The 24,429-nt window shown below is 72.1% G+C and carries 23 protein-coding genes and 1 tRNA gene; 20 read left to right on the top strand and 4 right to left on the bottom strand.

Annotation, left to right across the window (positions count from 1 at the left end; all coding sequences use genetic code 11):
- Positions 1–57 precede the first annotated feature (57 nt).
- Together JAO84_RS06040 and JAO84_RS06035 are read left to right on the top strand one after the other, a co-directional pair.
- Positions 58–501, top strand: a complete 444-nt coding sequence (locus JAO84_RS06040) for an SRPBCC family protein (RefSeq protein WP_370411097.1) — start codon at positions 58–60, stop codon at positions 499–501.
- A 78-nt stretch (positions 502–579) separates the two neighbouring features.
- Positions 580–651 (top strand) — tRNA-Val (locus JAO84_RS06035).
- A gap of 62 nt (positions 652–713) precedes the next feature.
- Here the strand turns inward: JAO84_RS06035 and JAO84_RS06030 are convergent.
- Positions 714–1,442, bottom strand: coding sequence for a 3'-5' exonuclease (locus JAO84_RS06030; protein ID WP_265865419.1), 729 nt, complete (start codon positions 1,440–1,442; stop codon positions 714–716).
- A 120-nt stretch (positions 1,443–1,562) separates the two neighbouring features.
- Here JAO84_RS06030 and JAO84_RS06025 point away from each other — a divergent pair, with 120 nt between their 5' ends.
- The 3 genes from JAO84_RS06025 (at position 1,563) to thrS (ending at position 5,602) form a co-directional block, all read left to right on the top strand.
- Positions 1,563–2,138, top strand: a complete 576-nt coding sequence (locus JAO84_RS06025; RefSeq protein ID WP_370411095.1) for a DUF4365 domain-containing protein — start codon at positions 1,563–1,565, stop codon at positions 2,136–2,138.
- Positions 2,138–3,487: a hypothetical protein gene (locus JAO84_RS06020; RefSeq protein WP_370411093.1), complete on the top strand. Its 1,350-nt coding sequence runs from the start codon at positions 2,138–2,140 to the stop codon at positions 3,485–3,487. The genes JAO84_RS06025 and JAO84_RS06020 overlap by 1 nt, the downstream gene beginning before the upstream one ends.
- 138 nt (positions 3,488–3,625) lie before the next feature.
- Positions 3,626–5,602: a threonine--tRNA ligase gene (gene thrS, locus JAO84_RS06015; RefSeq protein WP_370411091.1), complete on the top strand. Its 1,977-nt coding sequence runs from the start codon at positions 3,626–3,628 to the stop codon at positions 5,600–5,602.
- A gap of 59 nt (positions 5,603–5,661) precedes the next feature.
- On the opposite strand, the gene JAO84_RS06010 is transcribed toward thrS, so the two are convergent.
- Positions 5,662–6,321 (bottom strand): potassium channel family protein, encoded by a 660-nt coding sequence (locus JAO84_RS06010; RefSeq protein WP_370411089.1) that lies wholly within the window; start codon positions 6,319–6,321, stop codon positions 5,662–5,664.
- A gap of 65 nt (positions 6,322–6,386) precedes the next feature.
- On the opposite strand from JAO84_RS06010, the gene JAO84_RS06005 reads away from it, so the two are divergent.
- Complete coding sequence (locus tag JAO84_RS06005) at positions 6,387–6,950, top strand: HIT domain-containing protein (RefSeq protein WP_265865414.1); 564 nt, start codon at positions 6,387–6,389, stop codon at positions 6,948–6,950.
- An 84-nt stretch (positions 6,951–7,034) separates the two neighbouring features.
- On the opposite strand, the gene JAO84_RS06000 is transcribed toward JAO84_RS06005, so the two are convergent.
- Both JAO84_RS06000 and JAO84_RS05995 read right to left on the bottom strand, forming a co-directional pair.
- Positions 7,035–8,693, bottom strand: coding sequence for a hypothetical protein (locus JAO84_RS06000; RefSeq protein ID WP_370411087.1), 1,659 nt, complete (start codon positions 8,691–8,693; stop codon positions 7,035–7,037).
- A 205-nt stretch (positions 8,694–8,898) separates the two neighbouring features.
- A complete protein-coding gene (locus JAO84_RS05995; protein ID WP_370411085.1) occupies positions 8,899–11,100 on the bottom strand; it encodes an elongation factor G-like protein EF-G2 in 2,202 nt (733 codons plus the stop codon).
- Positions 11,101–11,413: 313 nt separating this feature from the next.
- Between JAO84_RS05995 and pgsA the strand changes: the two genes are divergently transcribed.
- The 14 genes from pgsA to JAO84_RS05925 all read left to right on the top strand — a co-directional run bounded on the left by pgsA (position 11,414) and on the right by JAO84_RS05925 (position 24,114).
- A complete protein-coding gene (gene pgsA / locus JAO84_RS05990; RefSeq protein ID WP_365755747.1) occupies positions 11,414–12,073 on the top strand; it encodes a phosphatidylinositol phosphate synthase in 660 nt (219 codons plus the stop codon).
- Complete coding sequence (locus JAO84_RS05985) at positions 12,070–13,056, top strand: phosphatidylinositol mannoside acyltransferase (protein ID WP_370411083.1); 987 nt, start codon at positions 12,070–12,072, stop codon at positions 13,054–13,056. The genes pgsA and JAO84_RS05985 overlap by 4 nt, the downstream gene beginning before the upstream one ends.
- Positions 13,053–14,210: a glycosyltransferase family 4 protein gene (locus JAO84_RS05980; RefSeq protein ID WP_370411081.1), complete on the top strand. Its 1,158-nt coding sequence runs from the start codon at positions 13,053–13,055 to the stop codon at positions 14,208–14,210. The genes JAO84_RS05985 and JAO84_RS05980 overlap by 4 nt, the downstream gene beginning before the upstream one ends.
- Positions 14,211–14,358: 148 nt before the next feature.
- Entirely contained in the window at positions 14,359–14,901 is a 543-nt protein-coding gene (locus tag JAO84_RS05975; RefSeq protein ID WP_370411079.1) for a hypothetical protein, read from the top strand.
- Between the two features lie 124 nt (positions 14,902–15,025).
- On the top strand, positions 15,026–15,940 hold the full coding sequence (pdxS, locus tag JAO84_RS05970) for a pyridoxal 5'-phosphate synthase lyase subunit PdxS (protein WP_265865407.1): 915 nt from the start codon (positions 15,026–15,028) through the stop codon (positions 15,938–15,940).
- 6 nt (positions 15,941–15,946) lie between these two features.
- On the top strand, positions 15,947–16,537 hold the full coding sequence (gene pdxT / locus JAO84_RS05965; protein ID WP_370411077.1) for a pyridoxal 5'-phosphate synthase glutaminase subunit PdxT: 591 nt from the start codon (positions 15,947–15,949) through the stop codon (positions 16,535–16,537).
- Between the two features lie 62 nt (positions 16,538–16,599).
- The gene (locus JAO84_RS05960; RefSeq protein WP_265865405.1) at positions 16,600–17,352 is read left to right on the top strand and encodes a YebC/PmpR family DNA-binding transcriptional regulator; all 753 of its coding nucleotides are present in this window, start codon (positions 16,600–16,602) and stop codon (positions 17,350–17,352) included.
- 143 nt (positions 17,353–17,495) lie between these two features.
- Positions 17,496–18,026 (top strand): crossover junction endodeoxyribonuclease RuvC, encoded by a 531-nt coding sequence (ruvC, locus tag JAO84_RS05955; protein ID WP_370411075.1) that lies wholly within the window; start codon positions 17,496–17,498, stop codon positions 18,024–18,026.
- Complete coding sequence (gene ruvA, locus JAO84_RS05950) at positions 18,023–18,655, top strand: Holliday junction branch migration protein RuvA (RefSeq protein ID WP_370411073.1); 633 nt, start codon at positions 18,023–18,025, stop codon at positions 18,653–18,655. Before ruvC ends, ruvA begins: the two co-directional genes overlap by 4 nt.
- 192 nt (positions 18,656–18,847) lie before the next feature.
- Positions 18,848–19,936: a Holliday junction branch migration DNA helicase RuvB gene (gene ruvB, locus JAO84_RS05945; RefSeq protein WP_370411071.1), complete on the top strand. Its 1,089-nt coding sequence runs from the start codon at positions 18,848–18,850 to the stop codon at positions 19,934–19,936.
- A gap of 176 nt (positions 19,937–20,112) precedes the next feature.
- Complete coding sequence (yajC, locus tag JAO84_RS05940) at positions 20,113–20,574, top strand: preprotein translocase subunit YajC (protein WP_370411069.1); 462 nt, start codon at positions 20,113–20,115, stop codon at positions 20,572–20,574.
- A 144-nt stretch (positions 20,575–20,718) separates the two neighbouring features.
- On the top strand, positions 20,719–22,488 hold the full coding sequence (gene secD, locus JAO84_RS05935) for a protein translocase subunit SecD (protein ID WP_370411067.1): 1,770 nt from the start codon (positions 20,719–20,721) through the stop codon (positions 22,486–22,488).
- Position 22,489: 1 nt separating this feature from the next.
- Complete coding sequence (gene secF, locus JAO84_RS05930; protein ID WP_370411065.1) at positions 22,490–23,566, top strand: protein translocase subunit SecF; 1,077 nt, start codon at positions 22,490–22,492, stop codon at positions 23,564–23,566.
- A complete protein-coding gene (locus JAO84_RS05925) occupies positions 23,563–24,114 on the top strand; it encodes an adenine phosphoribosyltransferase (protein ID WP_370411063.1) in 552 nt (183 codons plus the stop codon). Before secF ends, JAO84_RS05925 begins: the two co-directional genes overlap by 4 nt.
- Positions 24,115–24,429: the final 315 nt, after the last annotated feature.

The following is a 24,429-nucleotide window of genomic DNA, read 5'->3' as shown; positions in this document are numbered from 1 at the left end:
CGAAAGGGGATGCGCGCGGATACTCAGATCCGGCCCTGAGTACCCCACACTGGCCCCATGGACTGGTGCCGCTACCGCTTCCGCAGCGTCTGGCGTCTCGCCGCCCCGCCCGCCGCCGTCTACGGCGTCCTGGAGCGGGCCGAGGAGTACCCCCTCTGGTGGCCGCAGGTCCGCGAGGTCGTCCCGCTCGACGACCGCACCGGCACCGCCCGCTTCCGCTCCCTGCTCCCGTACGACCTGGTGATCACCGCCGAGGCCAGGCGCCGCGACCCCGATGCCGGGGTCCTGGAGGTCGGCATGTCCGGAGACCTGGACGGCTGGGCCCGCTGGACCCTCACCGCCGAGGGCACCGGCACCCGCGCCGTCTACGAGCAGGAGGTCGAGGTCCGCAGCCCCCTCATGCGCGCCCTCGCCGTCCCCGGCCGCCCCCTCTTCCGGGCCAACCACGCCCTGATGATGCGCGGCGGCCGCCGCGGCCTCGCCGCCCACCTGCGGACCTAGGCCACACCAGGTGCGCGCCCCGTCCGTGGCCGGTTTGAACGAAGCCCGTCCGGGCCTGTATGGTTTCACCCGTTGCCCGGGCGATTAGCTCAGCGGGAGAGCACTTCGTTCACACCGAAGGGGTCACTGGTTCGATCCCAGTATCGCCCACCGGGAGAGGCCGGTCCGTCAGAAGACGGACCGGCCTCAGCTGTTTTCCGGGGGCATGCCGCTCACGCCGCCGTCGACAGCTCCGGACGCAGCGGCCACGCCGGGTCCACCGCCTCCGGGGTGCCCTGCCGGGCGAACCACGCCTGCAGGCCGCGGGCCTGTGCCGCGTGCCACACCGCCTGCAGGGTGTGCAGCTCCGCCGGCGTCAGCCGCTCCAGACGGGACGCGAACCGCCGCCCCACCGCCCGTACGACCTCGAGCGCCGCCTGCGCGTCCGCCGCCGCGTCGTGCGCGCCGTCGAGCACCACCTCGTACTGCTCGCACAGATCGGTCAGCGTCCGCCGGCCCTTGCGGTAGCGGTCCAGGTGCTTGTCCAGGACCCGCGGGTCGAGCACGCACAGCGGCACGTGCTCCGTGTAGCGGCCCAGCGAGGACGCCCGGTGCCGGCGCAGCTCGCGGTCCAGGATCGTCAGGTCGAACGGCGCGTTCATCACCACCAACGGGCGGCCCGCCGCGCTCTGTTCGGCTATCGCCCGGGCCAGCTCCTCCATCACGGGCGACGGCCAGCGCCCGTTCCGCTGCAGATGATCGTCCGTCAGGCCGTGTATCGCGGTGGCCCCGGGCGGCACCGGCACCCCCGGGTTCACCAGCCACCGGGTCACCCGCGGCCGCATGCCCGCCGCGTCCTGGACGACGAGGGCGGCGGACACGATCCGGTCCTCCTCGACGTCGACTCCCGTCGTCTCCGTGTCGAACGCGGCCAGGGGCCCGTCGAACCAGTGCGTCGTCATCCCCGAACTCCTCGCGCGTGCGCGGCAGATGGCCAGCCCCCTGCCCGAATCGTTGATACCCGGGCTGTTTGCGCCGTACGCGGGCCGGTGACAACACAGGTGACGGGGAAGGGAACTGACATGGCGCTCGCCCAGCCCGCGTCGGACGGGCTGCCGCCCCAGCGGGCGGCACCGCTGCGCGGCTCGCTCGCCACCACCGCCTGCATGGAGACCCTCCAGGTCGGGTATCTCCACGCGGTCGCGGCGGCGGCGGGCTGCTCGCTGTCGCAGCCGTTTCCGGACAACGGCATCGACTGGCACGTGAGCCACAGCGCTCCCGGCCACACCGTCGACGACGAGGTGACCATCAAGGTGCAGCTCAAGTGCACCTACCAGATACCGCCGCGCACCCCGCGGGACGCGAGCGGCAGCTTCTCCTTCACGCTCGACAACGAGCACCTGGTGAAGCTCGCCCGCACCCCCGTCGCGGTCCACAAGATCCTGGTCGTGATGCTCGTGCCCCGCGACCGCGAGGACTGGCTGCGGGCCGGGCACGAGCGGCTCGACCTGCGGCACTGCTGCTACTGGATCAACCTGGCCGGCCACCCGGTCACGGGACGCCGCAGGACCACCGTGCGCATCCCGACGGCACGGATCTTCGACGACCGGGCGCTCTGCGAGATCATGGCGCGGGTCGGCGTGGGAGGGAGACCCTGATGCACCGGCCGATCGACGAACCGGAGAACGGGGCCGGCCACGGCCCCGACCCGCTGCTCCCACCGGGCCACACCGCGCCCCCGCCCTTCCGGCCGCAGCCCCACCCGGCGCCCGGCGAACTCCCCGGCCACTGGACCGGGGTGCCCGCCGCGCCCGTCGGCCCCTGGGCAACCGCGGGCGGGGACCCCGACCCGGGCAGGGTCGACCCCCGGGTGCTCGGCGCGCTGCTCGCCCGCCACGGCTGGCGCCGCCGCGGCGGCGCGGCCGGCCGCTACAGCCGCTGGTCCCCGCCCGGACCCGGCACGAGCGGCCGCGGCACCAGTCTGCTCGTCCCCGAGAACCGCGCCTTCCCCGACTCCGACGACCTCATCGGCGAGGCGCTCACCGCCCTCGCTCACAGCGCCGACCCCTCCGCCCGCGAGGTGCTCACCGGCCTCGCCGTCCCCAGCGACGAGATCCGCTGGTGGCGCGACGTGCCGCCGGGACCCGCCGGGGCCGTGCCCTGGCCCGTGCAGGAACAGCTCCGCAGCGCCGCCCGCGGACTGCTCCTCGCCGGCGCCCTCGCCGTCCGCGACCGGGCCGGTTACCACGGCGCCCGCCACCGGCGGCAGGCCCAGGCCTCCCTGGAGTCCGTCGTCGTCGGCGCCGCCCCCGGCGGCCGCGGCCTCACCGCCTTCCTGCCCGTCGACCCCGGCCGCGCCGTCTCCGTCCGGCTCTATCACGCGCTGTACGCCACCCGGGAGGCCGTCGACTACCAGCGGGCCACCGGCGGCATGGAGGCCTTCGACACCGCCGTCCAGGCCGGCGTCAGCCGCGAGCTCACCGAGGCCCTGGTCGCCCTGGTGCGCGGCACCGAGGGCGCCGGCATCACCCTGGAGTGGTCCCCGGCGGCCGGCACCCCCGCGGGCTGCGCCGCGCGGCCCGAGCCCGTCGAGTTCTCGCCCGGCGATCTGCCGGCCCTGCGCGAGGCCGGCGCGCGCTATCTGAACGACGAGCCCTCCGTACCCGTACGCATCACCGGCACCGTCGTCCGCATGCGCCGCTCCGGGCCGCGCGGCGAGGGCACCGTACGGCTCCGCGTCCTCGCCGGCGCCGAGGTCGGCCATGTCCGCGCCACCCTCGACGAGGAGGCCTACCGCACCGCCGGCCACGCCCATCTGGTCGGCCTGCCCATCCGGGTCGTCGGACGCCTGGAGAGCCGCGGCGGCTTCCGCCGGCTGACCGACACGACCGGGGTCGTACCGGTCCAGGTCGACGAGGCCGAGCGGGACCGGCTGATGAAGTCGCTGCACGACCCCGGCGAGGGCCGCGGGTTCTTCGACGAGGGGACCGATCCGGAGGAAGGGTGAGCCGCGGGAACGCTCCTCGGGGCGCGACCGGGCCCGACCCGAGCCCGTAGGATCGGTGGCGCGCGGCACCTCGTCTCTGCCGTGCACCGTTGGCGCCGGCACCTCGTGTCTGCCCGCGCCCCTATGTATGGAGCATCCGTGTCTGAAGTCCGTGTGACCGTCCAGTCCGCCTCCGGGCCCGAGGAGAGGACGGTGAGCGCGGGCACCACGGCCGGCGCGCTGTTCGCCGACGACCGCACCGTCATCGCCGCCCGCGTGGCCGGCGAGCTGAAGGACCTGTCGTACGAGCTCGCCGAGGGCGATGTCGTCGAGGGCGTCGAGATCTCCTCCGAGGACGGTCTCAACATCCTGCGCCACTCCACCGCGCACGTCATGGCGCAGGCCGTGCAGGAGATCTTCCCCGAGGCCAAGCTGGGCATCGGCCCGCCGGTCCGGGACGGCTTCTACTACGACTTCGACGTCGAGAAGCCGTTCACGCCCGAGGATCTCAAGACCATCGAGAAGAAGATGCAGGAGATCCAGAAGCGCGGGCAGAAGTTCGCCCGCCGCGTGGTCACCGACGAGGCGGCCCGCGCCGAGCTCGCCGACGAGCCGTACAAGCTGGAGCTCATCGGCATCAAGGGCTCCGCGTCGACCGACGACGGCGCGGACGTCGAGGTGGGCGGCGGCGAGCTGACCATCTACGACAACCTGGACGCCAAGACCGGCGAGCTGTGCTGGAAGGACCTCTGCCGCGGTCCCCACCTGCCCACCACCCGCAACATCCCGGCCTTCAAGCTCATGCGCAACGCCGCCGCCTACTGGCGCGGCAGCGAGAAGAACCCGATGCTCCAGCGCATCTACGGCACCGCGTGGCCGTCGAAGGAGGAGCTGAAGGCCCACCTCGACTTCCTCGCCGAGGCCGAGAAGCGCGACCACCGCAAGCTCGGCAACGAGCTCGACCTCTTCTCCATCCCGGACGAGATCGGCTCCGGCCTCGCCGTCTTCCACCCCAAGGGCGGCATCATCCGCCGGACCATGGAGGACTACAGCCGCAAGCGGCACGAGGAGGAGGGCTACGAGTTCGTCTACTCGCCGCACGCCACCAAGGGCAAGCTCTTCGAGAAGTCCGGCCACCTCGACTGGTACGCCGAGGGCATGTACCCGCCCATGCAGCTCGACGAGGGCGTGGACTACTACCTCAAGCCCATGAACTGCCCGATGCACAACCTGATCTTCGACGCGCGCGGGCGCTCCTACCGTGAGCTGCCGCTGCGCCTGTTCGAGTTCGGCACCGTGTACCGGTACGAGAAGTCGGGCGTCGTGCACGGCCTGACCCGGGCCCGCGGCTTCACCCAGGACGACGCGCACATCTACTGCACCCGCGAGCAGATGGCGGAGGAGCTCGACAAGACGCTCACCTTCGTCCTCAACCTGCTGCGCGACTACGGTCTGACCGACTTCTACCTGGAGCTGTCGACCAAGGACGAGACCAAGTTCGTCGGCTCGGACGAGGTGTGGGAGGAGGCCACCGCGGTCCTCCAGCAGGTCGCCGAGAAGCAGGGCCTCCCGCTCACCCCCGACCCGGGCGGCGCCGCGTTCTACGGCCCGAAGATCTCGGTGCAGGCGCGCGACGCCATCGGCCGCACCTGGCAGATGTCGACCGTGCAGCTCGACTTCAACCTGCCGGAGCGCTTCGACCTGGAGTACACGGCGGCGGACGGCTCGCGCCAGCGCCCGGTCATGATCCACCGCGCCCTGTTCGGCTCCATCGAGCGCTTCTTCGCGGTGCTCCTTGAGCACTACGCGGGCGCCATGCCGCCGTGGCTGGCCCCGGTGCAGGCGGTCGGCATCCCGATCGGCGACGCGCACGTCGAGTACCTGCAGGAGTTCGCCGCGGACGCGCGCAAGCGGGGCCTCCGGGTCGACGTGGACGCCTCGTCCGACCGCATGCAGAAGAAGATCCGCAACCAGCAGCGCCAGAAGGTGCCGTTCATGATCATCGTCGGTGACGAGGACATGAACGCGGGCACGGTCTCCTTCCGCTACCGCGACGGTTCGCAGGAGAACGGCATCCCGCGCGAGGACGCGCTTGCGAAGCTGGCCGACGTGGTGGAGCGCCGCGTCCAGGTCTGACGACCTGAGTGAGCGAGTCAGGAGGCCCCCGGGGATCCCCCGGGGGCCTTCCCCGTCGGTCAGTCCTCGTCGCCCTCCCGGCGGAAGACCTGGATCAGCCAGGACGAGAACGAGCCCGTCACCGCGCCGAGCAGGGCCAGGCCGCAGGCCATCATGCCCACCGCCACCATCCGTCCCCCCGGCGTCACGGGCACGACGTCCCCGTAGCCCACGGTCGCCAGCGTCGCGCAGGCCCACCACACCGCGTCGCCGAAGGTGGCGATGGACGCGCCCGGAGCGCCGTACTCGAAGTCGTAGACGGTGAGCGCGCCCGCGAAGCCGAGCAGGGTCGCGGAGAGCCCGGCGTACGCCATGACGCGGGCGTAGAGCGTGAGCCGGGGCTCCTGCTGCCGGCGCTGCGCCCGGTCGTACGCGGTCACCACCCGCAGCGGCCGCAGCAGCGGCAGGATCAGCACCACCGTGTCCAGGAAGTGCCGGCGCACGAAGCGCAGCGGGCCGAGGCCGCTGAGTCTGAGCCGGACTGCGTAGTCGACGGCGAACACGGCCCAGGACGCCATGGTGAGGGCGAGACAGAAGTCGCGCCAGCCGGTGGGCAGGTCGCGGCCGAGGACACGCATCGCGTAGCTGCCGAGGTAGACGAGGGACGTCACCGTCAGGGGGATCTCCATCCGGCGGTCCCAGCGCTCCTGCCCCGGCGGAGTCGGCGGCCTGTCCTTCATCGGACCAGCATGGCGTGCACGGCGATCTTCCGCCCCGGCGACACGTTCCGAACGGGCGAAGCAATATGCTGCACAGCATGACGACTGAGCCGGAGCAGCAGATCGGAGTGGGGACGCAGGACGCGTTCCAGCGCCTGTGGACGCCTCACCGGATGGCGTACATCCAGGGCGAGAACAAGCCGACCGGGCCGGGTGCCGAGGACGGCTGTCCCTTCTGCACGATCCCGGCGAAGTCGGACGAGGACGGTCTGGTGATCGCGCGCGGCACCAGCGTGTACGCGGTGCTCAACCTGTACCCGTACAACGGCGGGCACCTGATGGTGGTCCCGTACCGGCACGTCGCCGACTACACGGACCTCGACGCGGCCGAGACGGCGGAGCTCGGCGAATTCACCAAGCGGGCCATGGTGGCGCTGCGGGCGGCCTCGGGCGCGCACGGCTTCAACATCGGCATGAACCAGGGCACGGTCGCGGGCGCCGGCATCGCCGCCCATCTGCACCAGCACGTGGTGCCCCGCTGGGGCGGCGACACCAACTTCATGCCGGTGGTCGGTCACACCAAGGTGCTGCCGCAGCTGCTCGCGGACACCCGGAAGATGCTGGCCGACGCCTGGCCGGCCGGCCTCTGAGCCGTACGGGAGGTACGAAGGCCCGGTCCCGGATCTCCGGGGCCGGGCCTTCGGCGTTACGGGGCGGGGCCGGGCCCCGGGGTGCTACGCGTCGTAGACGTCGGCCTTCTTCGGGCCCGGGTCCTGGATGCCGCCGCTGAGGACGAGCGAGCGGGCGGCGAAGCGCTCGGTGTCGACGTTGTGCTCGTCGAGGACCCGGAGGGTCGCCGTGTGCACCGCGCGCAGCACCGGGGTGGCGGTGCGGATGGCGTCGTCCGCCATGAAGCGGTGGCGCCAGGGCTGGCCCGCCCAGGCGTGGCGCAGGCCGAAGGGCTCGGGCAGCACGAGCTTGCCGCCGAGGAAGTCCAGGATCGGCGGGAACCAGGTGAGCGGGGCGCGCACGGCCTGGCGGACCACGTCGTCGGTGTCGGTCAGCGGCAGCTTGATCTCGCGGGTCTCCCAGAACCTGACGGTCTTGGAGACCTCCTTGGTCTTCGCCTTCGGCTTGGTCGTGAAGAGGCCGTGGACCGGGCCGAGGGCGTGGCCGGTGACCTCGACGCGCAGCGTGTGGTGGAGGGAGGTGACGGTCACCATCATGGTGAGGACGAGCTGTCCGTCCCAGAGGGTGAACTGGACCCCCAGATAGTGGCGGTTTCCACTGCCGAACTGCTGGTCGTTGCAGATGCGCTGTATCTCGTGCGGCTTCACCTGGAAGTGCACGATGTTCTCGCCCTCGGGGCGGGCGACCTCGTCGGCGCCCTCGCCGACGGGCGAGACGATCCAGTGCTTGACGGTCGGCTTGGGGAAACCGGTCTTGAGCGAGCCGCGTTCGAGGAGGGTCAGCTCGGTGTGGATCTGGCGGACCACGTCCCAGGCGCGGAAGTCGTGGATCTCCTTGCCCTCGCGCGGGACCAGCTCCTCGGCCATGGTCCAGCTGCCCCAGCGGGTGCCCATGCCCAGTATTCCCTTGGGGCCGGCGTAGAACACGACGTTGGACTGCTGCTCGGCGCCCAGCTTCTCCAGGTTGACGCGGAGGTCCTCGGCGGTCTTCTCGGTGGGGTCCTTGGGCACGGCCTCGGGGATCGTGGCCCCGAGGCCGCCGCCGCTGAGCAGCGTGGTCCAGCGCTCGCGCAGGTCCTTGGCGGTGTTCTCGCAGATCTGCCGGGCCAGGTACCAGCCGACGACGGGCGCCACGATCATGGCGCGGAGGTAGTTGGGCAGCACCCCGTCGAAGGGCAGCTTGATCAGGACGAACAGCGCGAAGAGGCCGGCCGCGACGAGGAGGGCGGTGCCGATGGCGCTGGTGCGCTTGTTGTCGGAGCCGGCGGCGGTGCGGCGCAGCCAGATGACGCCGAGCCAGATCAGCAGGCCGGGCAGGAACAGCACGCCGAAGACGAGGGTGACCAGGGTGAGGCGGACGTCGCGCCGCTTGCGGATGCCGTTGGCGGCGAGGCAGTGCTCGACGACGGGCTGGGGGTCGGCGCCGAAGGACTGGATGAGCGGCTTGCGGGCGCCGCCGAGCAGCCGGACCTGGACGGCGCGGGAGAAGGCTTCGCCGAGGTCGGGCCGGAAGAGCTTGTGGGCCTTGCCCTCCTTGACCGTCGACTTGTGGAGGTCGTTGTTGGCTTCGAGGATCGCCTCGACCGGGCTGTCGCGGTACGCGGCGGAGGCGAGGGCATGGGTCGCCGCCGTAGTCGCGTCCGAGCCCTGGAGGGGAATCTGTGCCCCGGGTCCGAAACTGCCGATCGTCACTGCCGCCCCCATCGCCACGGTTCCTGTGCGGGCTGTTCCCAACTGCCGCGCCCCGCACACCTTCTGAGCTGGGCACCACAGCGTAACCGGGTGGCGACGGATGCGTCACCGGAGCGTGCGGAGGCGGCCGAATGCACGAGGGGGCGGCCGAATGCCGCCCACCGGAGGGGAGTTGGCGGGCGGCACCGGCTGTCGGAGGGTCAGGAACGGTGGGGTGTCAGGCGGCGGCCTCCGTGCGGAGCTTCTCCGCCAGCTGCGGGGGCATCGCCTCGTGCCGGGCGTAGGAGCGGTCGAAGGTGCCGGTGCCGTGCGAGACGGACCGCAGATCGACCGCGTACCGCCCGATCTCGATCTCCGGCACCTCCGCGCGCACCACGGTCCGGCCGGGACCGGCCTGTTCGGTGCCGACCACCCGGCCGCGCCGGGTCGACAGATCGCTCATCACCGCGCCCACGTAGTCGTCGGGGACCATCACGGTGACCTCGGCGACCGGTTCCAGGAGGTGGATCGGCACCTCGGCCGCCGCCTCCCGCAGGGCCAGTGCGCCAGCCGTCTGGAAGGCCGCGTCGGAGGAGTCCACCGAGTGCGCCTTGCCGTCCCGCAGGGTGATCCGGATGTCGACCAGCGGATAGCCGGCCGCGACCCCGCGGGCCGCCTGCGCCCGGACGCCCTTCTCGACGGACGGGATGAACTGGCGCGGCACCGCGCCGCCCACCACCTTGTCCACGAACTCGATGCCGCTGCCCGGCGGCAGCGGCTCCACCTCGATCTCGCAGATCGCGTACTGGCCGTGCCCGCCGGACTGCTTGACGTGCCGGCCGCGCCCGGCGGCGCCGGCGCCGAAGGTCTCCCGCAGCGACACCTTGTGCGGGACGGTGTCGACCTGGACGCCGTACCGGCCGCGCAGCCGCTCCAGGGCCACGTCCGCGTGCGCCTCGCCCAGGCACCACAGCACCACCTGGTGGGTGTCCTGGTTCTGTTCGAGCCGCATCGTCGGGTCCTCGGCGACCAGCCGGGCGAGCCCCTGGGAGAGCCGGTCCTCGTCGGCCTTGCTGTGCGCCTCGATCGCCAGCGGCAGCAGCGGTTCGGGCATCCGCCACGGCTCCATCAGGAGCGGGGCGTCCTTGCCGGACAGGGTGTCGCCGGTCTCCGCGCGGCCGAGTTTGGCGACACAGGCGAGGTCGCCGGCCACACAGTGGGCGAGGGTGTTCTGCTGTTTGCCGAAGGGGGCGGTCAGCGCCCCGATCCGCTCCTCCACGTCGTGGTCCTCGTGCCCCCGGTCGGCGAGCCCGTGCCCGGAGACGTGCACCGTCTCGTCGGGCCGCAGCGTCCCGGAGAAGACCCGGACCAGGGAGAGCCGTCCCACGTAGGGGTCGGAGGAGGTCTTCACGACCTCGGCGACCAGCGGACCGGCCGGATCGCACACCACCGCCGGGCGCGACTGCCCCTCGGGGGTCGTCACGGCCGGGGCCTCGCGCTCCAGCGGGCTGGGGAAGCCGCCGGTGATCAACTCCAGGAGCTCGACCGTGCCCAGGCCCTGCTTCCCGCCGTCCGCCGCCGGGGCCGCGGCGAGCACCGGGTGGAAGGAGCCGCGCGCGACCGCCTTCTCCAGGTCGTCGATCAGGGTCTTCAGGTCCACCGCCTCGCCGCCGAGGTAGCGGTCCATCAGGGTCTCGTCCTCGCTCTCGGCGATGATCCCCTCGATCAGTCGGCCCCGGGCCTCCTCGATCAGCGGCCGCTGCGCCGCGTCGGGCGGGTCCTCCCGCCGTACCCCCGTGGAGTAGTCGAAGATCCGCTCCGTGAGCAGTCCCACCAGGCCGGTGGCCGGGGCGTGTCCGTCGGCGCCCTCGGCGCCGCGCACGGGCAGGTAGAGGGGGAGGACGGCGTCCGGGTCGTCGCCGCCGAAGTGCTGTCCGAGGAGCTCGGTGAGCCGGGTGAAGTCGGTGCGTGCCGTGTCCAGGTGGGTGACGACGATGGCCCGGGGCATGCCGACCGCCGCGCACTCCTCCCACACGGCGCGGGTGGCGCCGACCACGGCGTCGGCCTCCTGCGCGGCCGAGACGACGAAGAGGGCCGCGTCCGCCGCGCGCAGACCGGCCCTCAGTTCCCCGACGAAGTCGGCGTATCCGGGTGTGTCCAGGATGTTGATCTTGTAGCCGCCCCATTCGACGGGGACGAGCGAGAGCTGTACGGAGCGTTGCTGGCGGTGCTCGATCTCGTCGTAGTCGGAGACCGTCCCGCCGTCCTCGACGCGGCCGGCCCGGTTGACCGCGCCCGCGGTCTGCGCCAGTGCCTCGACGAGGGTCGTCTTTCCCGATCCGCTGTGGCCGACCAGCACCACGTTCCGCACGGCCGAGGGCCGGTCGGCCGTTGGAGCCCTGCCGGCGGCTCCGGAGCGGGGGTTCGCCTTGTCGCCCATGATGTTCCTCCCGACTGCTCGTACGGTGAGGCGGGGCGCGGGCCCGGGGGAGCGGCGGCACCTGGCGGCGTACGGCCGCCTGTCGCGTGCGGCTCGGCTCCGACCGACGCCCGCGGTTGTCCTTCGAGCTTTGCACCGACGTCACGGTGCGTCCATACGTCGTACGCGCGGCGGCCCGCGGCCGGCCGCGCACGGCGGGGGCGACGCGGCGGGCGGGTGCCGCCGCTGCGGCGGGGGCCCGCGTGGCTACGATGGGCGGGCCGGTGGTCGTAGGGGCCGCGCGGCCCACGAACATCGGGAAGGCCACAAGGCCATGCTGAACAAGTACGCGCGTGCGTTCTTCACGCGTGTCCTCACACCGTTCGCCGCGTTTCTGCTCCGCCGGGGCGTGAGCCCCGACACCGTCACGCTCATCGGCACGGCCGGCGTCGTCGTCGGCGCGCTGGTCTTCTTCCCCCGCGGAGAGTTCTTCTGGGGGACGATCGTGATCACGCTGTTCGTCTTCTCCGACCTGGTCGACGGCAACATGGCCCGGCAGGCCGGGGTCTCCAGCCGCTGGGGCGCCTTCCTCGACTCGACCCTCGACCGGGTCGCCGACGGGGCGATCTTCGGCGGCTTCGCACTCTGGTACGCGGGCAAGGGCGACGACAACGTGCTGTGCGCGGTCGCGATCTTCTGCCTGGCCAGCGGCCAGGTGGTGTCGTACACCAAGGCGCGTGGTGAATCGATCGGCCTGCCGGTGGCCGTCAACGGCCTCGTCGAGCGCGCCGAGCGCCTGGTGATCTCGCTGGTCGCCGCCGGCCTCGCCGGACTCCACGGCTTCGGCGTGCCCGGCATCCAGGTGCTGCTGCCGATCGCCCTGTGGATCGTGGCGGTCGGCTCGGCCGTGACGCTCGGACAGCGGGTCGTGACCGTGCGCAGGGAGTCGGCGGAGGCGGACGCCGCCGCCCGGGGGAGCGAGGCGACGTCATGAGCGGTCTGAAGGACCGGGTGGCCGACGGCCTGTACGGGCTCGGCTGGGCCACCGTGAAGAAGCTGCCCGAGCCGGTGGCGAAGGGCCTCGGCCGCCGCATCGCCGACACCGTGTGGAACCGGCGCGGCAAGAGCGTGCTGCGCCTGGAGGCGAACCTCGCCCGGGTGGTGCCCGACCCCACGCCGCAGCGGCTCCAGGAGCTGTCGAAGGCCGGCATGCGCTCGTACATGCGCTACTGGATGGAGTCCTTCCGGCTGCCCACCTGGAGCAAGGAGCGGGCGGCGGGCAGTTTCGACCCCAAGGACGTCCACCACCTGACCGACGGGCTCGCCTCCGACCGGGGCGTCATCCTCGCCCTGCCGCACATGGCGAACTGGGACCTCGCGGGCGTGTGGGTGACCCGGGCGCTCGGCGTGCCCTTCACCACCGTCGCCGAGCGGCTGAAGCCGGAGACCCTGTTCGACCGCTTCGTCGCCTACCGCGAGTCCCTCGGCATGGAGGTGCTGCCGCACACCGGCGGCTCCGCCTTCGGCACGCTCGCCCGCCGACTGCGGGCCGGCGGCCTGGTCTGTCTGGTCGCCGACCGCGACCTGTCGTCCTCGGGCGTCGAGGTCTCCTTCTTCGGCGAGAAGACGCGGATGCCCGCCGGGCCCGCGATCCTCGCCCAGCAGACCGGCGCGCTGCTGCTGCCCGTGACGCTCTGGTACGACGAGACGGACGTCATGAAGGGCCAGGTGCACGCCCCGATCGAGGTACCCGGGTCAGGTACGCGGGCCGAGAAGACGTCCTCCATGACGCAGGCCCTCGCGGACGTCTTCGCCGAGGGCATCGCCGAGCACCCGGAGGACTGGCACATGCTGCAGCGGTTGTGGCTCGCGGACCTGGAGCGGCGTCCGGAGGGCCAGGACGGGCGTTCACAGGGGCCGCGCCCGGATGGGCCGTGCCCGGATGGGCAGCGTCCGGAGGGGGAGCGGACCGCGTGAAGATCGGGATCGTCTGCCCGTACTCCTGGGACGTGCCGGGCGGCGTCCAGTTCCACATCCGCGACCTCGCGGAGCATCTGATCCGGCTCGGCCACGAGGTCTCCGTCCTCGCGCCGGCCGACGACGAGACCCCGCTGCCGCCGTACGTGGTGTCGGCGGGCCGCGCGGTCCCCGTGCCGTACAACGGCTCCGTCGCCCGGCTGAACTTCGGCTTCCTCTCGGCGGCCCGGGTGCGGCGCTGGCTGCACGAGGGCACCTTCGACGTGGTCCACATCCACGAGCCGGCCTCGCCCTCGCTGGGCCTGCTCACCTGCTGGGCGGCGCAGGGCCCGATCGTGGCCACCTTCCACACCTCCAACCCGCGCTCGCGGGCGATGATCGCCGCGTACCCGATCCTCCAGCCCGCCCTGGAGAAGATCAGCGCGCGGATCGCGGTGAGCGAGTACGCGCGCCGCACTCTGGTCGAGCACCTCGGCGGCGACGCGGTGGTCATCCCCAACGGCGTCGACGTGGACTTCTTCGCGCGGGCCGAGCCGAAGAAGGAGTGGAGCGGGGGCACGCTCGGCTTCATCGGGCGGATCGACGAGCCGCGCAAGGGCCTGCCGGTCCTCATGCGCGCGCTCCCGAAGATCCTGGCCGAGCGGCCCGACACCCGGCTGCTCGTCGCCGGCCGCGGCGACGAGGAGGAGGCCGTCGCCTCCCTGCCGAAGGAGATGCGCTCCCGGGTCGAGTTCCTCGGCATGGTCAGCGACGAGGACAAGGCGCGGCTGCTGCGCAGCGTCGACGTGTACGTCGCCCCCAACACCGGCGGCGAGAGCTTCGGCATCATCCTCGTCGAGGCCCTCTCGGCGGGCGCCCCGGTCCTCGCCTCCGACCTCGACGCCTTCGCCCAGGTCCTCGACCAGGGCGCGGCCGGCGACCTCTTCGCCAACGAGGACGCCGACGACCTCGCCGCCCGCGCCATCGCCCTCCTCGGCGACGCCCCCCGCCGCGAACAGCTCCGCGAACGCGGCTCGGCCCACGTCCGCCGCTTCGACTGGTCCACGGTCGGCGCGGACATCCTCGCCGTCTACGAGACGGTGACGGACGGCGCGGCCTCGGTGGCGACGGACGAGCGAACGGGCGGGGGGTTGCGGGCGCGGCTGGGGCTGTGAGCCCCGCATCATCCGGCCGGCGGTGCCCATGGGGCCGGCTCGGCCGGGTCGGGGAGCGCGCGGGCGGGCGGCTCGTGCGCGGGCTGTTCGGGCATGATCAGGAGGTGTGGGAGGGGAGGCTGCCGGGGTCCCGGTAGCCTGTGCGCCCGTGACCGAAACCCTGATCTGGACCGTGGCCGCGCTGATTCTCATCGGCGTCTACCTCAGCTGGACGGCCGGGCGGCTCGACCGGCTGCACACGCGGATCGACGCGGCCCGCGCCGCGCTGGACGCGCAGTTGCTGCGGCGGGCGTCGGTCGCGCAGGAGCTCGCCACCTCCGGCGTCCTGGACCCGGCGGCCTCGATCGTGCTGTACGAGGCGGCGCACGCGGCCCGGCAGGCCGAGGAGGACCAGCGGGAGGTCGCCGAGAGCGAGCTCAGCCAGGCGCTGCGCGCCGTGTTCGGGGAGCCCGAGCAGGTCGAGGTCGTACGCGCGGCGCCGGGCGGCGAGGAGGCCGCGGGGGAGCTCGCGGCAGCCGTGCGCCGGGTGCCGATGGCCCGCCGCTTCCACAACGACGCCGTCCGCGCGGCCCGGGCGCTGCGGCGGCACCGCAAGGTGCGCTGGTTCCGCCTCGCGGGCCACGCCCCCTTCCCCATGGCCTTCGAAATGGACGACGAACCGCCCGTTGCGCTTGCGGATCGTCCGGCCTGAGCGCTGATCACCTTCGTAACCGGTGAAAACGATCCACCGGGTACACATTGGCCCTTGCTGTGGACCGCTCGCGGCCTGTTTCCTCACTCTTGTCGTCAACCCCGTTGTCACATGTGAGGTACCCGTGTCCAGCACGCCTTCCACCACCGCCCAGTCCCCCGAGACCGGCACCGCCCGCGTCAAGCGCGGCATGGCCGAGCAGCTCAAGGGCGGCGTGATCATGGACGTGGTCAACGCCGAGCAGGCGAAGATCGCCGAGGACGCCGGCGCCGTCGCCGTCATGGCCCTGGAGCGGGTCCCCGCGGACATCCGCAAGGACGGCGGCGTGGCCCGGATGTCCGACCCGAACATGATCGAGGAGATCATCGGCGCGGTCTCCATCCCGGTCATGGCCAAGTCCCGCATCGGCCACTTCGTCGAGGCCCAGGTCCTGCAGTCCCTCGGCGTCGACTACATCGACGAGTCCGAGGTCCTCACCCCGGCCGACGAGGTCAACCACTCCGACAAGTGGGCCTTCACCACCCCCTTCGTCTGTGGCGCCACCAACCTGGGCGAGGCCCTGCGCCGCATCGCCGAGGGCGCGGCCATGATCCGCTCCAAGGGCGAGGCCGGCACCGGCAACGTCGTCGAGGCCGTCCGCCACCTGCGCCAGATCAAGAACGAGATCGGCCACCTGCGCGCCCTCGACCACAACGAGCTCTTCGCCGCCGCCAAGGAGCTGCGCGCCCCGTACGAGCTCGTCAAGGAGGTCGCCGAGCTCGGCAAGCTGCCCGTCGTGCTGTTCTCCGCCGGTGGTGTGGCCACCCCGGCCGACGCCGCGCTGATGCGCCAGCTCGGCGCCGAGGGCGTCTTCGTCGGCTCCGGCATCTTCAAGTCGGGCGACCCGGCCAAGCGCGCCGCCGCCATCGTGAAGGCCACCACCTTCTACGACGACCCGAAGGTCATCGCGGACGCCTCCCGCAACCTGGGCGAGGCCATGGTCGGCATCAACTGCGACACCCTCCCCGAGGCCGAGCGCTACGCGAACCGGGGCTGGTAAGCACCGATGAGCAGCACCCCCGTGATCGGTGTCCTGGCTCTCCAGGGCGACGTACGGGAGCACCTGATCGCCCTGGCCGCGGCTGACGCCGTGGCCAGGCCGGTCCGGCGTCCCGAGGAGCTCGCCGAGGTCGACGGCCTCGTCATACCCGGCGGCGAGTCCACCACCATCTCCAAGCTGGCCGTGCTCTTCGGCCTCATGGAGCCGCTGCGCGAGCGGATCGCCGGCGGCCTGCCCGTCTACGGCACCTGCGCCGGTCTGATCATGCTCGCCGACAAGATCCTCGACCCGCGCTCGGGCCAGGAGACCTTCGGCGGCATCGACATGATCGTGCGCCGCAACGCCTTCGGACGGCAGAACGAGTCCTTCGAGGCCGGGGTCACCGTCGCCGGAATAGACACCCCCGTCGAGGGCGTCTTCATCCGTGCCCCCTGGGTGGAGTCGGTCGGCGCCGAGGTCGAGGTGCTCGCCGAGCACGAGGGCCACATCGTCGCCGTACGGCAGGGCAAGGCCCTCGCGACCTCGTTCCACCCCGAGCTCACCGGCGATCACCGGATCCACCAACTCTTTGTGGACATGGTGCGCACCGAGCGGTGACCCGATCCTTGTAGGATCTCTGGGGTTCGTTCAGAAATTGGTTACGCGAAGGAGACAGGCAGATGTCCGGCCACTCTAAATGGGCTACGACGAAGCACAAGAAGGCCGTGATCGACGCCAAGCGCGGCAAGCTCTTCGCGAAGCTGATCAAGAACATCGAGGTCGCGGCCCGCACCGGCGGCGCCGACCTGGACGGTAACCCGACGCTGTTCGACGCCGTGCAGAAGGCGAAGAAGCAGTCGGTTCCGAACAAGAACATCGACTCCGCGATCAAGCGCGGCGGCGGCCTCGAGGCCGGCGGGGTCGACTACGCGACGATCATGTACGAGGGTTACGGCCCGAACGGTGTCGCCGTGCTCATCGAGTGCCTCACCGACAACCGCAACCGTGCCGCCTCCGACGTGCGCGTCGCCATGACCCGCAACGGCGGCTCGATGGCCGACCCGGGCTCCGTTTCGTACCTGTTCAACCGCAAGGGCGTCGTCATCGTCCCCAAGGGCGAGCGGTCCGAGGACGACGTCCTGGAGGTCGTGCTCGAAGCGGGCGCCGAGGAGGTCAACGACCTCGGCGAGAACTTCGAGATCATCAGCGAGTCCACCGACCTGGTCGCGGTCCGCACCGCGCTCCAGGAGGCCGGAGTCGACTACGACTCGGCCGAGTCCAGCTTCGTCCCGACCCTCCAGGTCGACCTCGACGAGGAGGGCGCGCGCAAGATGTTCAAGCTGATCGACGCGCTCGAGGACAGCGACGACGTGCAGAACGTCTACGCCAACTTCGACGTCAGCGACGAGGTCATGGCGAAGGTCGACGCCTGATCGACGCCTGATCCAGGGCGGCTTCAGCAGCGGGCCGACGGGGACACACCCCGTCGGCCCGCTGCTTTGTGCCGCGTTGTCAGTGGCAGCGGATAGCCTGCACAAACAGACTTGCGATCAGGGAGATCAGGGAGGGGGCGGGCGTGCGCGTACTCGGGGTGGACCCGGGACTCACCCGGTGCGGCGTCGGCGTCGTCGAGGGCGTCGCCGGCCGGCCGCTCACCATGCTCGGCGTCGGTGTCGTCCGCACCCCGGCCGACGCCGACATCGGCGTCCGCCTGGTCGGCATCGAGCGCGGCATCGAGGAGTGGATCGACCGCTTCGAGCCCGAACTCGTCGCCGTGGAGCGGGTGTTCAGCCAGCACAACGTGCGTACGGTGATGGGCACCGCGCAGGCCAGCGCCGTCGCCATGCTGTGCGCCGCCCGCCGCGGACTGCCCGTCGCCCTGCACACCCCCAGCGAGGTCAAGGCCGCCGTCACCGGCAGCGGCCGCGCCGACAAGGCGCAGGTCGGCGCCATGGTCACCCGGCTGCTCCGGCTCTCCGCGCCGCCCAAGCCGGCCGACGCGGCCGACGCCCTCGCCCTCGCCATCTGCCACATCTGGCGCGCCCCCGCCCAGAACCGCCTCCAGCAGGCCGTCGCCCTGCACGCCTCGAAAGGCCGCACGTCATGATCGCCTTCGTCAGCGGCCCGGTCGCCGCCCTCGCCCCCACGACCGCCGTCGTCGAGGTCGGCGGCGTCGGCATGGCCGTCCAGTGCACCCCGAACACCATCGCGGGCCTCCGGATCGGCGAGCCCGCGCGCCTGGCCACCTCCCTGGTCGTCCGCGAGGACTCGCTCACCCTGTACGGCTTCGCGGACGACGACGAGCGGCAGGTCTTCGAGCTGCTGCAGACCGCCAGCGGCGTCGGCCCCCGCCTCGCCCAGGCCATGCTCGGCGTGCACAGCCCCGACGCGCTGCGCCTCGCGGTCTCCACCGGCGACGAGAAGGCGCTCACCGCCGTGCCCGGCATCGGCAAGAAGGGCGCCCAGAAACTCCTCCTCGAACTGAAGGACAAGCTCGGCGCCCCGCTCGGCAGCAGCGGCCTGGTCGGCCAGCAGCGCGCCGTCGCCACCGGCCCCGCCCCCTGGACCGAGCAGCTCTCCGCCGCCCTCATCGGCCTCGGCTACGCGAGCCGCGAGGCCGAGGAGGCCGTCGCCGCCGTCACCCCGCAGGCCGAGGCCGCGATCGCCTCCGGCGGCTCGGCCCCGGTCCCGCAGCTGCTCCGGGCGGCGCTGCAGAGCCTGAACCGGGCGCGCTGACGGATGCCGCTGCGCGGGGCCTCACCCCACCCCGCCCTCCCCCTGGGCTTCGCCCGGGAGGTACCCCCATCCCGAAACCGGGGGCTCCGCCCCCGGACCCCCGCGCCTCAAACTCCCCCTACGCCTGGCGGCGTGAGGGGACCCCCAGCGGGCTGGATTTTCCACCGCACCACCACCACGAAGGCAGACCACGTGAACTGGGACGACGAGACGGACACCGCCGCGGAGCGGATCGTCGGCGCCGCCGCCGAGGGCGACGACCAGGCTGTCGAGGCCGCGCTGCGCCCCAAGGACCTGGGCGAGTTCATCGGCCAGGAGAAGGTGCGCCAGCAGCTCGACCTGGTCCTCAGGGCCGCCCGCCAGCGCGGCGCCACCGCCGACCACGTGCTGCTCTCCGGCGCCCCCGGCCTCGGCAAGACGACCCTGTCGATGATCATCGCCGCGGAGATGAACGCGCCGATCCGGATCACCTCCGGCCCCGCCATCCAGCACGCCGGCGACCTCGCCGCGATCCTCTCCTCCCTCCAGGAGGGCGAGATCCTCTTCCTCGACGAGATCCACCGGATGTCCCGGCCCGCCGAGGAGATGCTCTACATGGCGATGGAGGACTTCCGCGTCGACGTCATCGTCGGCAAGGGCCCCGGCGCCACCGCCATCCCGCTCGACCTGCCGCCCTTCACCCTGGTCGGCGCCACCACCCGGGCCGGCCTGCTGCCGCCCCCGCTGCGCGACCGCTTCGGCTTCACCGCCCACATGGAGTTCTACGAGCCGCACGAGCTGGAGCGGGTCGTCACCCGCTCCGCCGGACTCCTCGACGTCGCCGTCGACCCGGCCGGCGCCGCCGAGATCGCCGGCCGCTCCCGCGGCACCCCGCGCATCGCCAACCGGCTGCTCCGCCGCGTCCGCGACTACGCCCAGGTCAAGGCCGACGGCATGATCACCCGCGAGATCGCCGCCGCCGCCCTCGGCGTGTACGAGGTGGACAGCCGCGGCCTCGACCGCCTCGACCGCGCGGTCCTGGAGGCGCTGCTCAAGCTCTTCGGCGGCGGCCCGGTCGGCCTGTCCACCCTCGCGGTCGCGGTCGGCGAGGAGCGCGAGACCGTCGAGGAGGTCGCCGAGCCCTTCCTCGTACGGGAGGGACTGCTCGCGCGCACGCCCCGTGGCCGGGTCGCCACGCCCGCCGCCTGGAGCCACCTCGGACTGGTTCCGCCGCAGGCAGCGGGCCCGGGCGGGGCCGGAAGCGGAGGGGGAAAGGGACAAGCGGGGCTGTTCGGGATGTGACGAAGGGGTGACGGCGCGGATAGTCGCCCGGTCAGGAACCACGGTGCCATGCTGGGCGTTGTTCCATCGATGCGGACTCGCCTAGACTCCGCCGTTGCCGCCCTTTCTGGTCGGCGTACCCACCCCCGAAGATCAGGCCGCGGTTCCTCCGCGACCGTGCGAAGGAAACCCGTCCCGTGAACATCGTGACCCTCCTCCCCTTCATCGTCCTCATCGGGGCCATGTTCCTGATGACCCGCTCCGCCAAGAAGAAGCAGGCGCAGGCGGCTCAGATGCGGAACGAAATGCAGCCCGGCACCGGCGTACGCACCATCGGGGGGATGTACGCCACCGTCAAGGAGATCGGCGACGAGACCGTTCTCCTCGAGGTCGCGCCCGGCGTGCACGCGGTCTACGCCAAGAACGCGATCGGCGCGGTCCTCGAGGACTCCGAGTACAACCGGATCGTCCACGGTGACGACGACAGCGAGACCGACGCCGTCGTTCCGGACGACGCCTCCTCGCTCACCGGGGACGCCGACGACGCCAAGGGCCAGGAGGGGGCGGCCAAGGCCGACCTGACCAAGAAGGACGCCGCTCCGGCGGACGCCGAGGTCGAGAAGGACGGCAAGGCCGACGGGGAGACCGAGGCGAAGTAATCGCCTCCGGGGTGCAAGCGGACGCCCACCGGCGTCCGCCGCCCCGGAACGGTTCCAGGTCTGCGGGGGCAGGTCCCCACACACACTTCGTGGCCGTCGCGCGCCCACCCGGCGCGGGGCGGTTTGGACAGGGAGAAACGACAGGTGGCAGCACCGAAGAAGGGCCGAAGGCCGGCGGGGGGCCAGAGCCGGCCGGGCCGCGCCCTGGCACTCATTGTGATCGCCATGGTCGCGCTCACCGGCGGCATGTTCTGGTCGGGGCACACCACCCCGCGCCTGGGCATCGACCTCGCCGGCGGCACGTCGATCACGCTCAAGGCGAAGGCGGAGCCCGGACAGGAGTCCGCCGTCAACGAGACCAACATGAACACCGCGGTCGGCATCATCGAGCGCCGTGTCAATGGTCTGGGTGTCTCCGAGGCCGAGGTCCAGACCCAGGGCCGCGAGAACATCATCGTGAACATCCCGCGGGGATCGAACGAGAAGCAGGCTCGCGAGCAGGTCGGCACCACCGCCCAGCTGTACTTCCGGCCGGTCCTGGCCGTCGCCGCGGCCGAGCAGCCCGCGCCGAACCCGAGCGCCACCCCGAGCGGCTCGGCCACTCCGTCGGCGAAGCCCTCCGGCGCCACCGCGGACCAGGGCAAGGACAAGAAGTCCGCCACCCCGTCGGCGAGCGCCTCCACCCAGGGCCGCGCGGTCTCCGAGGCCCTGAAGGCCCCGAGCCCGACGCCGACCGCGAGCGCCTCCGGCGCGCCGAAGGCCACCACGCCGCCGGCCCCCACGCCGACCGCCGACGCGGCGACCGCCGCCCTGCAGCAGAAGTTCGCGGCGCTCAACTGCCTCGACCCCAAGCAGCGCAGCGCCGCCGGCGTGGGCGTCAAGCCCACCGACACCACCGTCGCCTGTGGCAAGAACTCGATCGGCCAGTGGGAGAAGTACCTGCTCGGCCCGGCCGAGGTCGACGGCAAGGACGTCGACGACGCCGCGGGCGTCTTCGACCAGCAGCGCGGCATGTGGATCGTGACCATGGACTTCACGGACTCCGGTTCGAAGAAGTTCCAGAAGATCACCAGCAAGCTGTCGGCGCAGACCGAGCCGCTGAACCAGTTCGCCATCGTCCTCGACGGCGAGGTCGTCTCGGCCCCGTCGGTGCGCCAGACGCTGAGCGCCAGCGCCGAGATCTCCGGCAGCTTCAACCAGCAGTCGGCCCAGGACCTCGGCAACATCCTGTCCTACGGTGCCCTGCCGCTCTCCTTCGAGACCCAGAGCGTCGACACCGTCACCGCCGCCCTCGGCGGCGAGCAGCTGCAGGCCGGTCTGATCGCCGGCGCCATCGGCCTCGCCCTGGTCATCATCTACCTGGTGGCCTACTACCGTGGCCTGTCGCTCATCGCGATCGCCAGCCTCGGCGTCTCGGCCCTGCTCACCTACGTGATCATGTCGCTGCTCGGCCCGGCCATCGGCTTCGCGCTGAACCTGCCGGCCGTCTGCGGTGCCATCGTCGCCATCGGCATCACCGCCGACTCGTTCATCGTGTACTTCGAGCGCATCCGCGACGAGATCCGCGAGGGCCGGACCCTGCGCCCGGCCGTCGAGCGCGCCTGGCCGCGGGCCCGCCGCACCATCCTGGTCTCCGACTTCGTGTCGTTCCTCGCCGCCGCGGTGCTCTTCATCGTCACCGTCGGCAAGGTCCAGGGCTTCGCGTTCACCCTCGGTCTGACCACGCTGCTCGACATCGTGGTGGTGTTCCTCTTCACCAAGCCGGTGATGACGCTGGTGGCCCGCACCAAGTTCTTCGGCAACGGCCACAAGCTGTCCGGCCTCGACCCGAAGAGCCTCGGCGCCAAGCCGCCGCTGCGCCGCACGCGCCGCACCTCCGCCCCCGCCGGCCCCGTCGACCCGAAGGAGGCGTGAGATGTCGAAGCTCGGCGATCTCGGCGCCCGACTCCACCGCGGTGAGGTCGGCTACGACTTCATCGGCAACCGCCGTATCTGGTACGGCATCTCGATCCTCATCACGATCACGGCCATCGTCGCCCTCGCGGTGCGCGGCCTGAACATGGGCATCGAGTTCCAGGGCGGCGCCGTCTTCACCACCCCGAAGTCGGACGTCTCCGTCTCCCAGGCCCAGGAGTACGCCGAGGAGGCCTCCGGCCACCCGGCGGTCGTCCAGAAGCTCGGCAGCGGCTCCCTGCGCATCCAGGTCGGCGGCCTCGACACCGCCAAGTCCGACCAGGTCCGCGCGGAGCTCGCCAAGGACCTGAACGTCCCCGAGCCGAAGATCGCGGCCGAGCTCGTCGGCCCGAGCTGGGGCGAGCAGATCGCCAACAAGGCCTGGACCGGCCTCGGGATCTTCATGATCCTCGTGGTGATCTACCTGGCGATCGCCTTCGAGTGGCGGATGGCCGTCGCGGCGCTTGTCGCGCTGATCCACGACCTCACCATCACCGTCGGCATCTACTCGCTGGTCGGCTTCGAGGTCACGGTCGGCACGGTCATCGGTCTGCTGACGATCCTCGGTTACTCGCTCTACGACACGGTCGTCGTCTTCGACTCGCTCAAGGAGCAGACGAAGGACATCACCAAGCAGACCCGCTGGACCTACAGCGACATCGCGAACCGCTCGATCAACGGCACCCTGGTCCGTTCGATCAACACCACGGTCGTGGCCCTGCTCCCGGTCGCCGGCCTGCTCTTCATCGGCGGCGGCGTCCTCGGCGCCGGCATGCTGAACGACATCTCGCTGTCGCTGTTCGTGGGTCTCGCCGCCGGTGCGTACTCCTCGATCTTCATCGCCACCCCGCTCGTCGCCGACCTCAAGGAGCGCGAGCCGGCGATGAAGGCCCTGAAGAAGCGCGTCCTCGCCAAGCGGGCCGCCGCGGCCGCCAAGGGCGAGGCGCTCGACGCCGACCCGGCGGACGTGACGGACGCCGAGCCGGCCGTCGTCGGCCAGCACGGCCGCCGCGGCCGCTCCACCGGGCGGCGCGGATGACGGCCGAGGCGCAGCGCACCACCGAGCTGCTGCTCAGCCGGATCCGGGACGTTCCCGACTACCCGAAGCCCGGAGTGCTGTTCAAGGACATCACCCCGCTGCTCGCGGACCCGGAGGCGTTCACGGCGCTCACCGACGTGCTGGCCGGGCTGTGCGCCGCGCACGGCGCGACGAAGATCGTGGGTCTGGAGGCCCGCGGCTTCATCCTGGCCGCGCCCGTCGCCGTCCGCGCGGGCCTGGGCTTCATCCCGGTCCGCAAGGCCGGAAAGCTGCCCGGGGCCACCCTGCGGCAGGCGTACGAGCTGGAGTACGGCACCGCCGAGATCGAGGTGCACGCCGAGGACCTGGCAGCGGGCGACCGCGTCATGGTCATCGACGACGTCCTCGCCACCGGCGGCACCGCCGAGGCCTCCATCGAGCTCATCCGGCGCGCCGGGGCCGAGGTCGCCGGCGTCGCCGTCCTCATGGAGCTCGGCTTCCTGCCGGGCCGGGCCCGCCTGGAGCCCGCCCTCGGCGGCGCACCGCTTACCGCGCTCATCACGGTCTGACGGGCCACCGTCCGACCCGTACAGGAACCGCCCCGGCCCGAGGCTCACCGCCTCGGACCGGGGCGGTTCCACGTCGCGGCGCGCGTCCGCGCGGCACCGGCCCCGTACGAGGGCCGGCCGGACCCGTACCGCGGCCGGACCCGTACCGGAGGCGGTACGACCCGTACGAGGTCCGGTCTGCCCTCGTACGAGGGGCGGCCCGGGGAATCCCCGGGCCGCCCCCGTCGTTTTTCGGACACAGCCCGGAAACAGGTCCCGGCGCCGTCTCAGCTCGCAGGCACGTGAGCACAGGTGCTCCCGGCTCGATACGATGGC

Source organism: Streptomyces fradiae (genome assembly GCF_041270065.1).
GTDB lineage: Bacteria > Actinomycetota > Actinomycetes > Streptomycetales > Streptomycetaceae > Streptomyces.
Note: the sequence above shows the minus strand (reverse complement) of the source record. Positions and strands in the feature narration are given on the sequence as shown.

Bases quoted from the DNA above. Each gene is read 5' to 3' on its own strand.
- pgsA (WP_365755747.1), top strand. From the start codon at position 11,414: ATGCTGAACAAGTACGCGCGTGCGTTCTTCACGCGTGTCCTCACACCG.
- JAO84_RS06025 (WP_370411095.1), top strand. From the start codon at position 1,563: ATGGCGCTCGCCCAGCCCGCGTCGGACGGGCTGCCGCCCCAGCGGGCG.
- JAO84_RS05985 (WP_370411083.1), top strand. From the start codon at position 12,070: ATGAGCGGTCTGAAGGACCGGGTGGCCGACGGCCTGTACGGGCTCGGC.
- JAO84_RS05960 (WP_265865405.1), top strand. From the start codon at position 16,600: ATGTCCGGCCACTCTAAATGGGCTACGACGAAGCACAAGAAGGCCGTG.
- JAO84_RS06020 (WP_370411093.1), top strand. From the start codon at position 2,138: ATGCACCGGCCGATCGACGAACCGGAGAACGGGGCCGGCCACGGCCCC.
- JAO84_RS06005 (WP_265865414.1), top strand. From the start codon at position 6,387: ATGCTGCACAGCATGACGACTGAGCCGGAGCAGCAGATCGGAGTGGGG.
- JAO84_RS06030 (WP_265865419.1), bottom strand. From the start codon at position 1,442: ATGACGACGCACTGGTTCGACGGGCCCCTGGCCGCGTTCGACACGGAG.
- ruvA (WP_370411073.1), top strand. From the start codon at position 18,023: ATGATCGCCTTCGTCAGCGGCCCGGTCGCCGCCCTCGCCCCCACGACC.
- secF (WP_370411065.1), top strand. From the start codon at position 22,490: ATGTCGAAGCTCGGCGATCTCGGCGCCCGACTCCACCGCGGTGAGGTC.
- JAO84_RS06000 (WP_370411087.1), bottom strand. From the start codon at position 8,693: ATGGGGGCGGCAGTGACGATCGGCAGTTTCGGACCCGGGGCACAGATT.
- JAO84_RS06010 (WP_370411089.1), bottom strand. From the start codon at position 6,321: ATGAAGGACAGGCCGCCGACTCCGCCGGGGCAGGAGCGCTGGGACCGC.
- JAO84_RS05995 (WP_370411085.1), bottom strand. From the start codon at position 11,100: ATGGGCGACAAGGCGAACCCCCGCTCCGGAGCCGCCGGCAGGGCTCCA.
- JAO84_RS05925 (WP_370411063.1), top strand. From the start codon at position 23,563: ATGACGGCCGAGGCGCAGCGCACCACCGAGCTGCTGCTCAGCCGGATC.
- pdxT (WP_370411077.1), top strand. From the start codon at position 15,947: ATGAGCAGCACCCCCGTGATCGGTGTCCTGGCTCTCCAGGGCGACGTA.
- JAO84_RS06040 (WP_370411097.1), top strand. From the start codon at position 58: ATGGACTGGTGCCGCTACCGCTTCCGCAGCGTCTGGCGTCTCGCCGCC.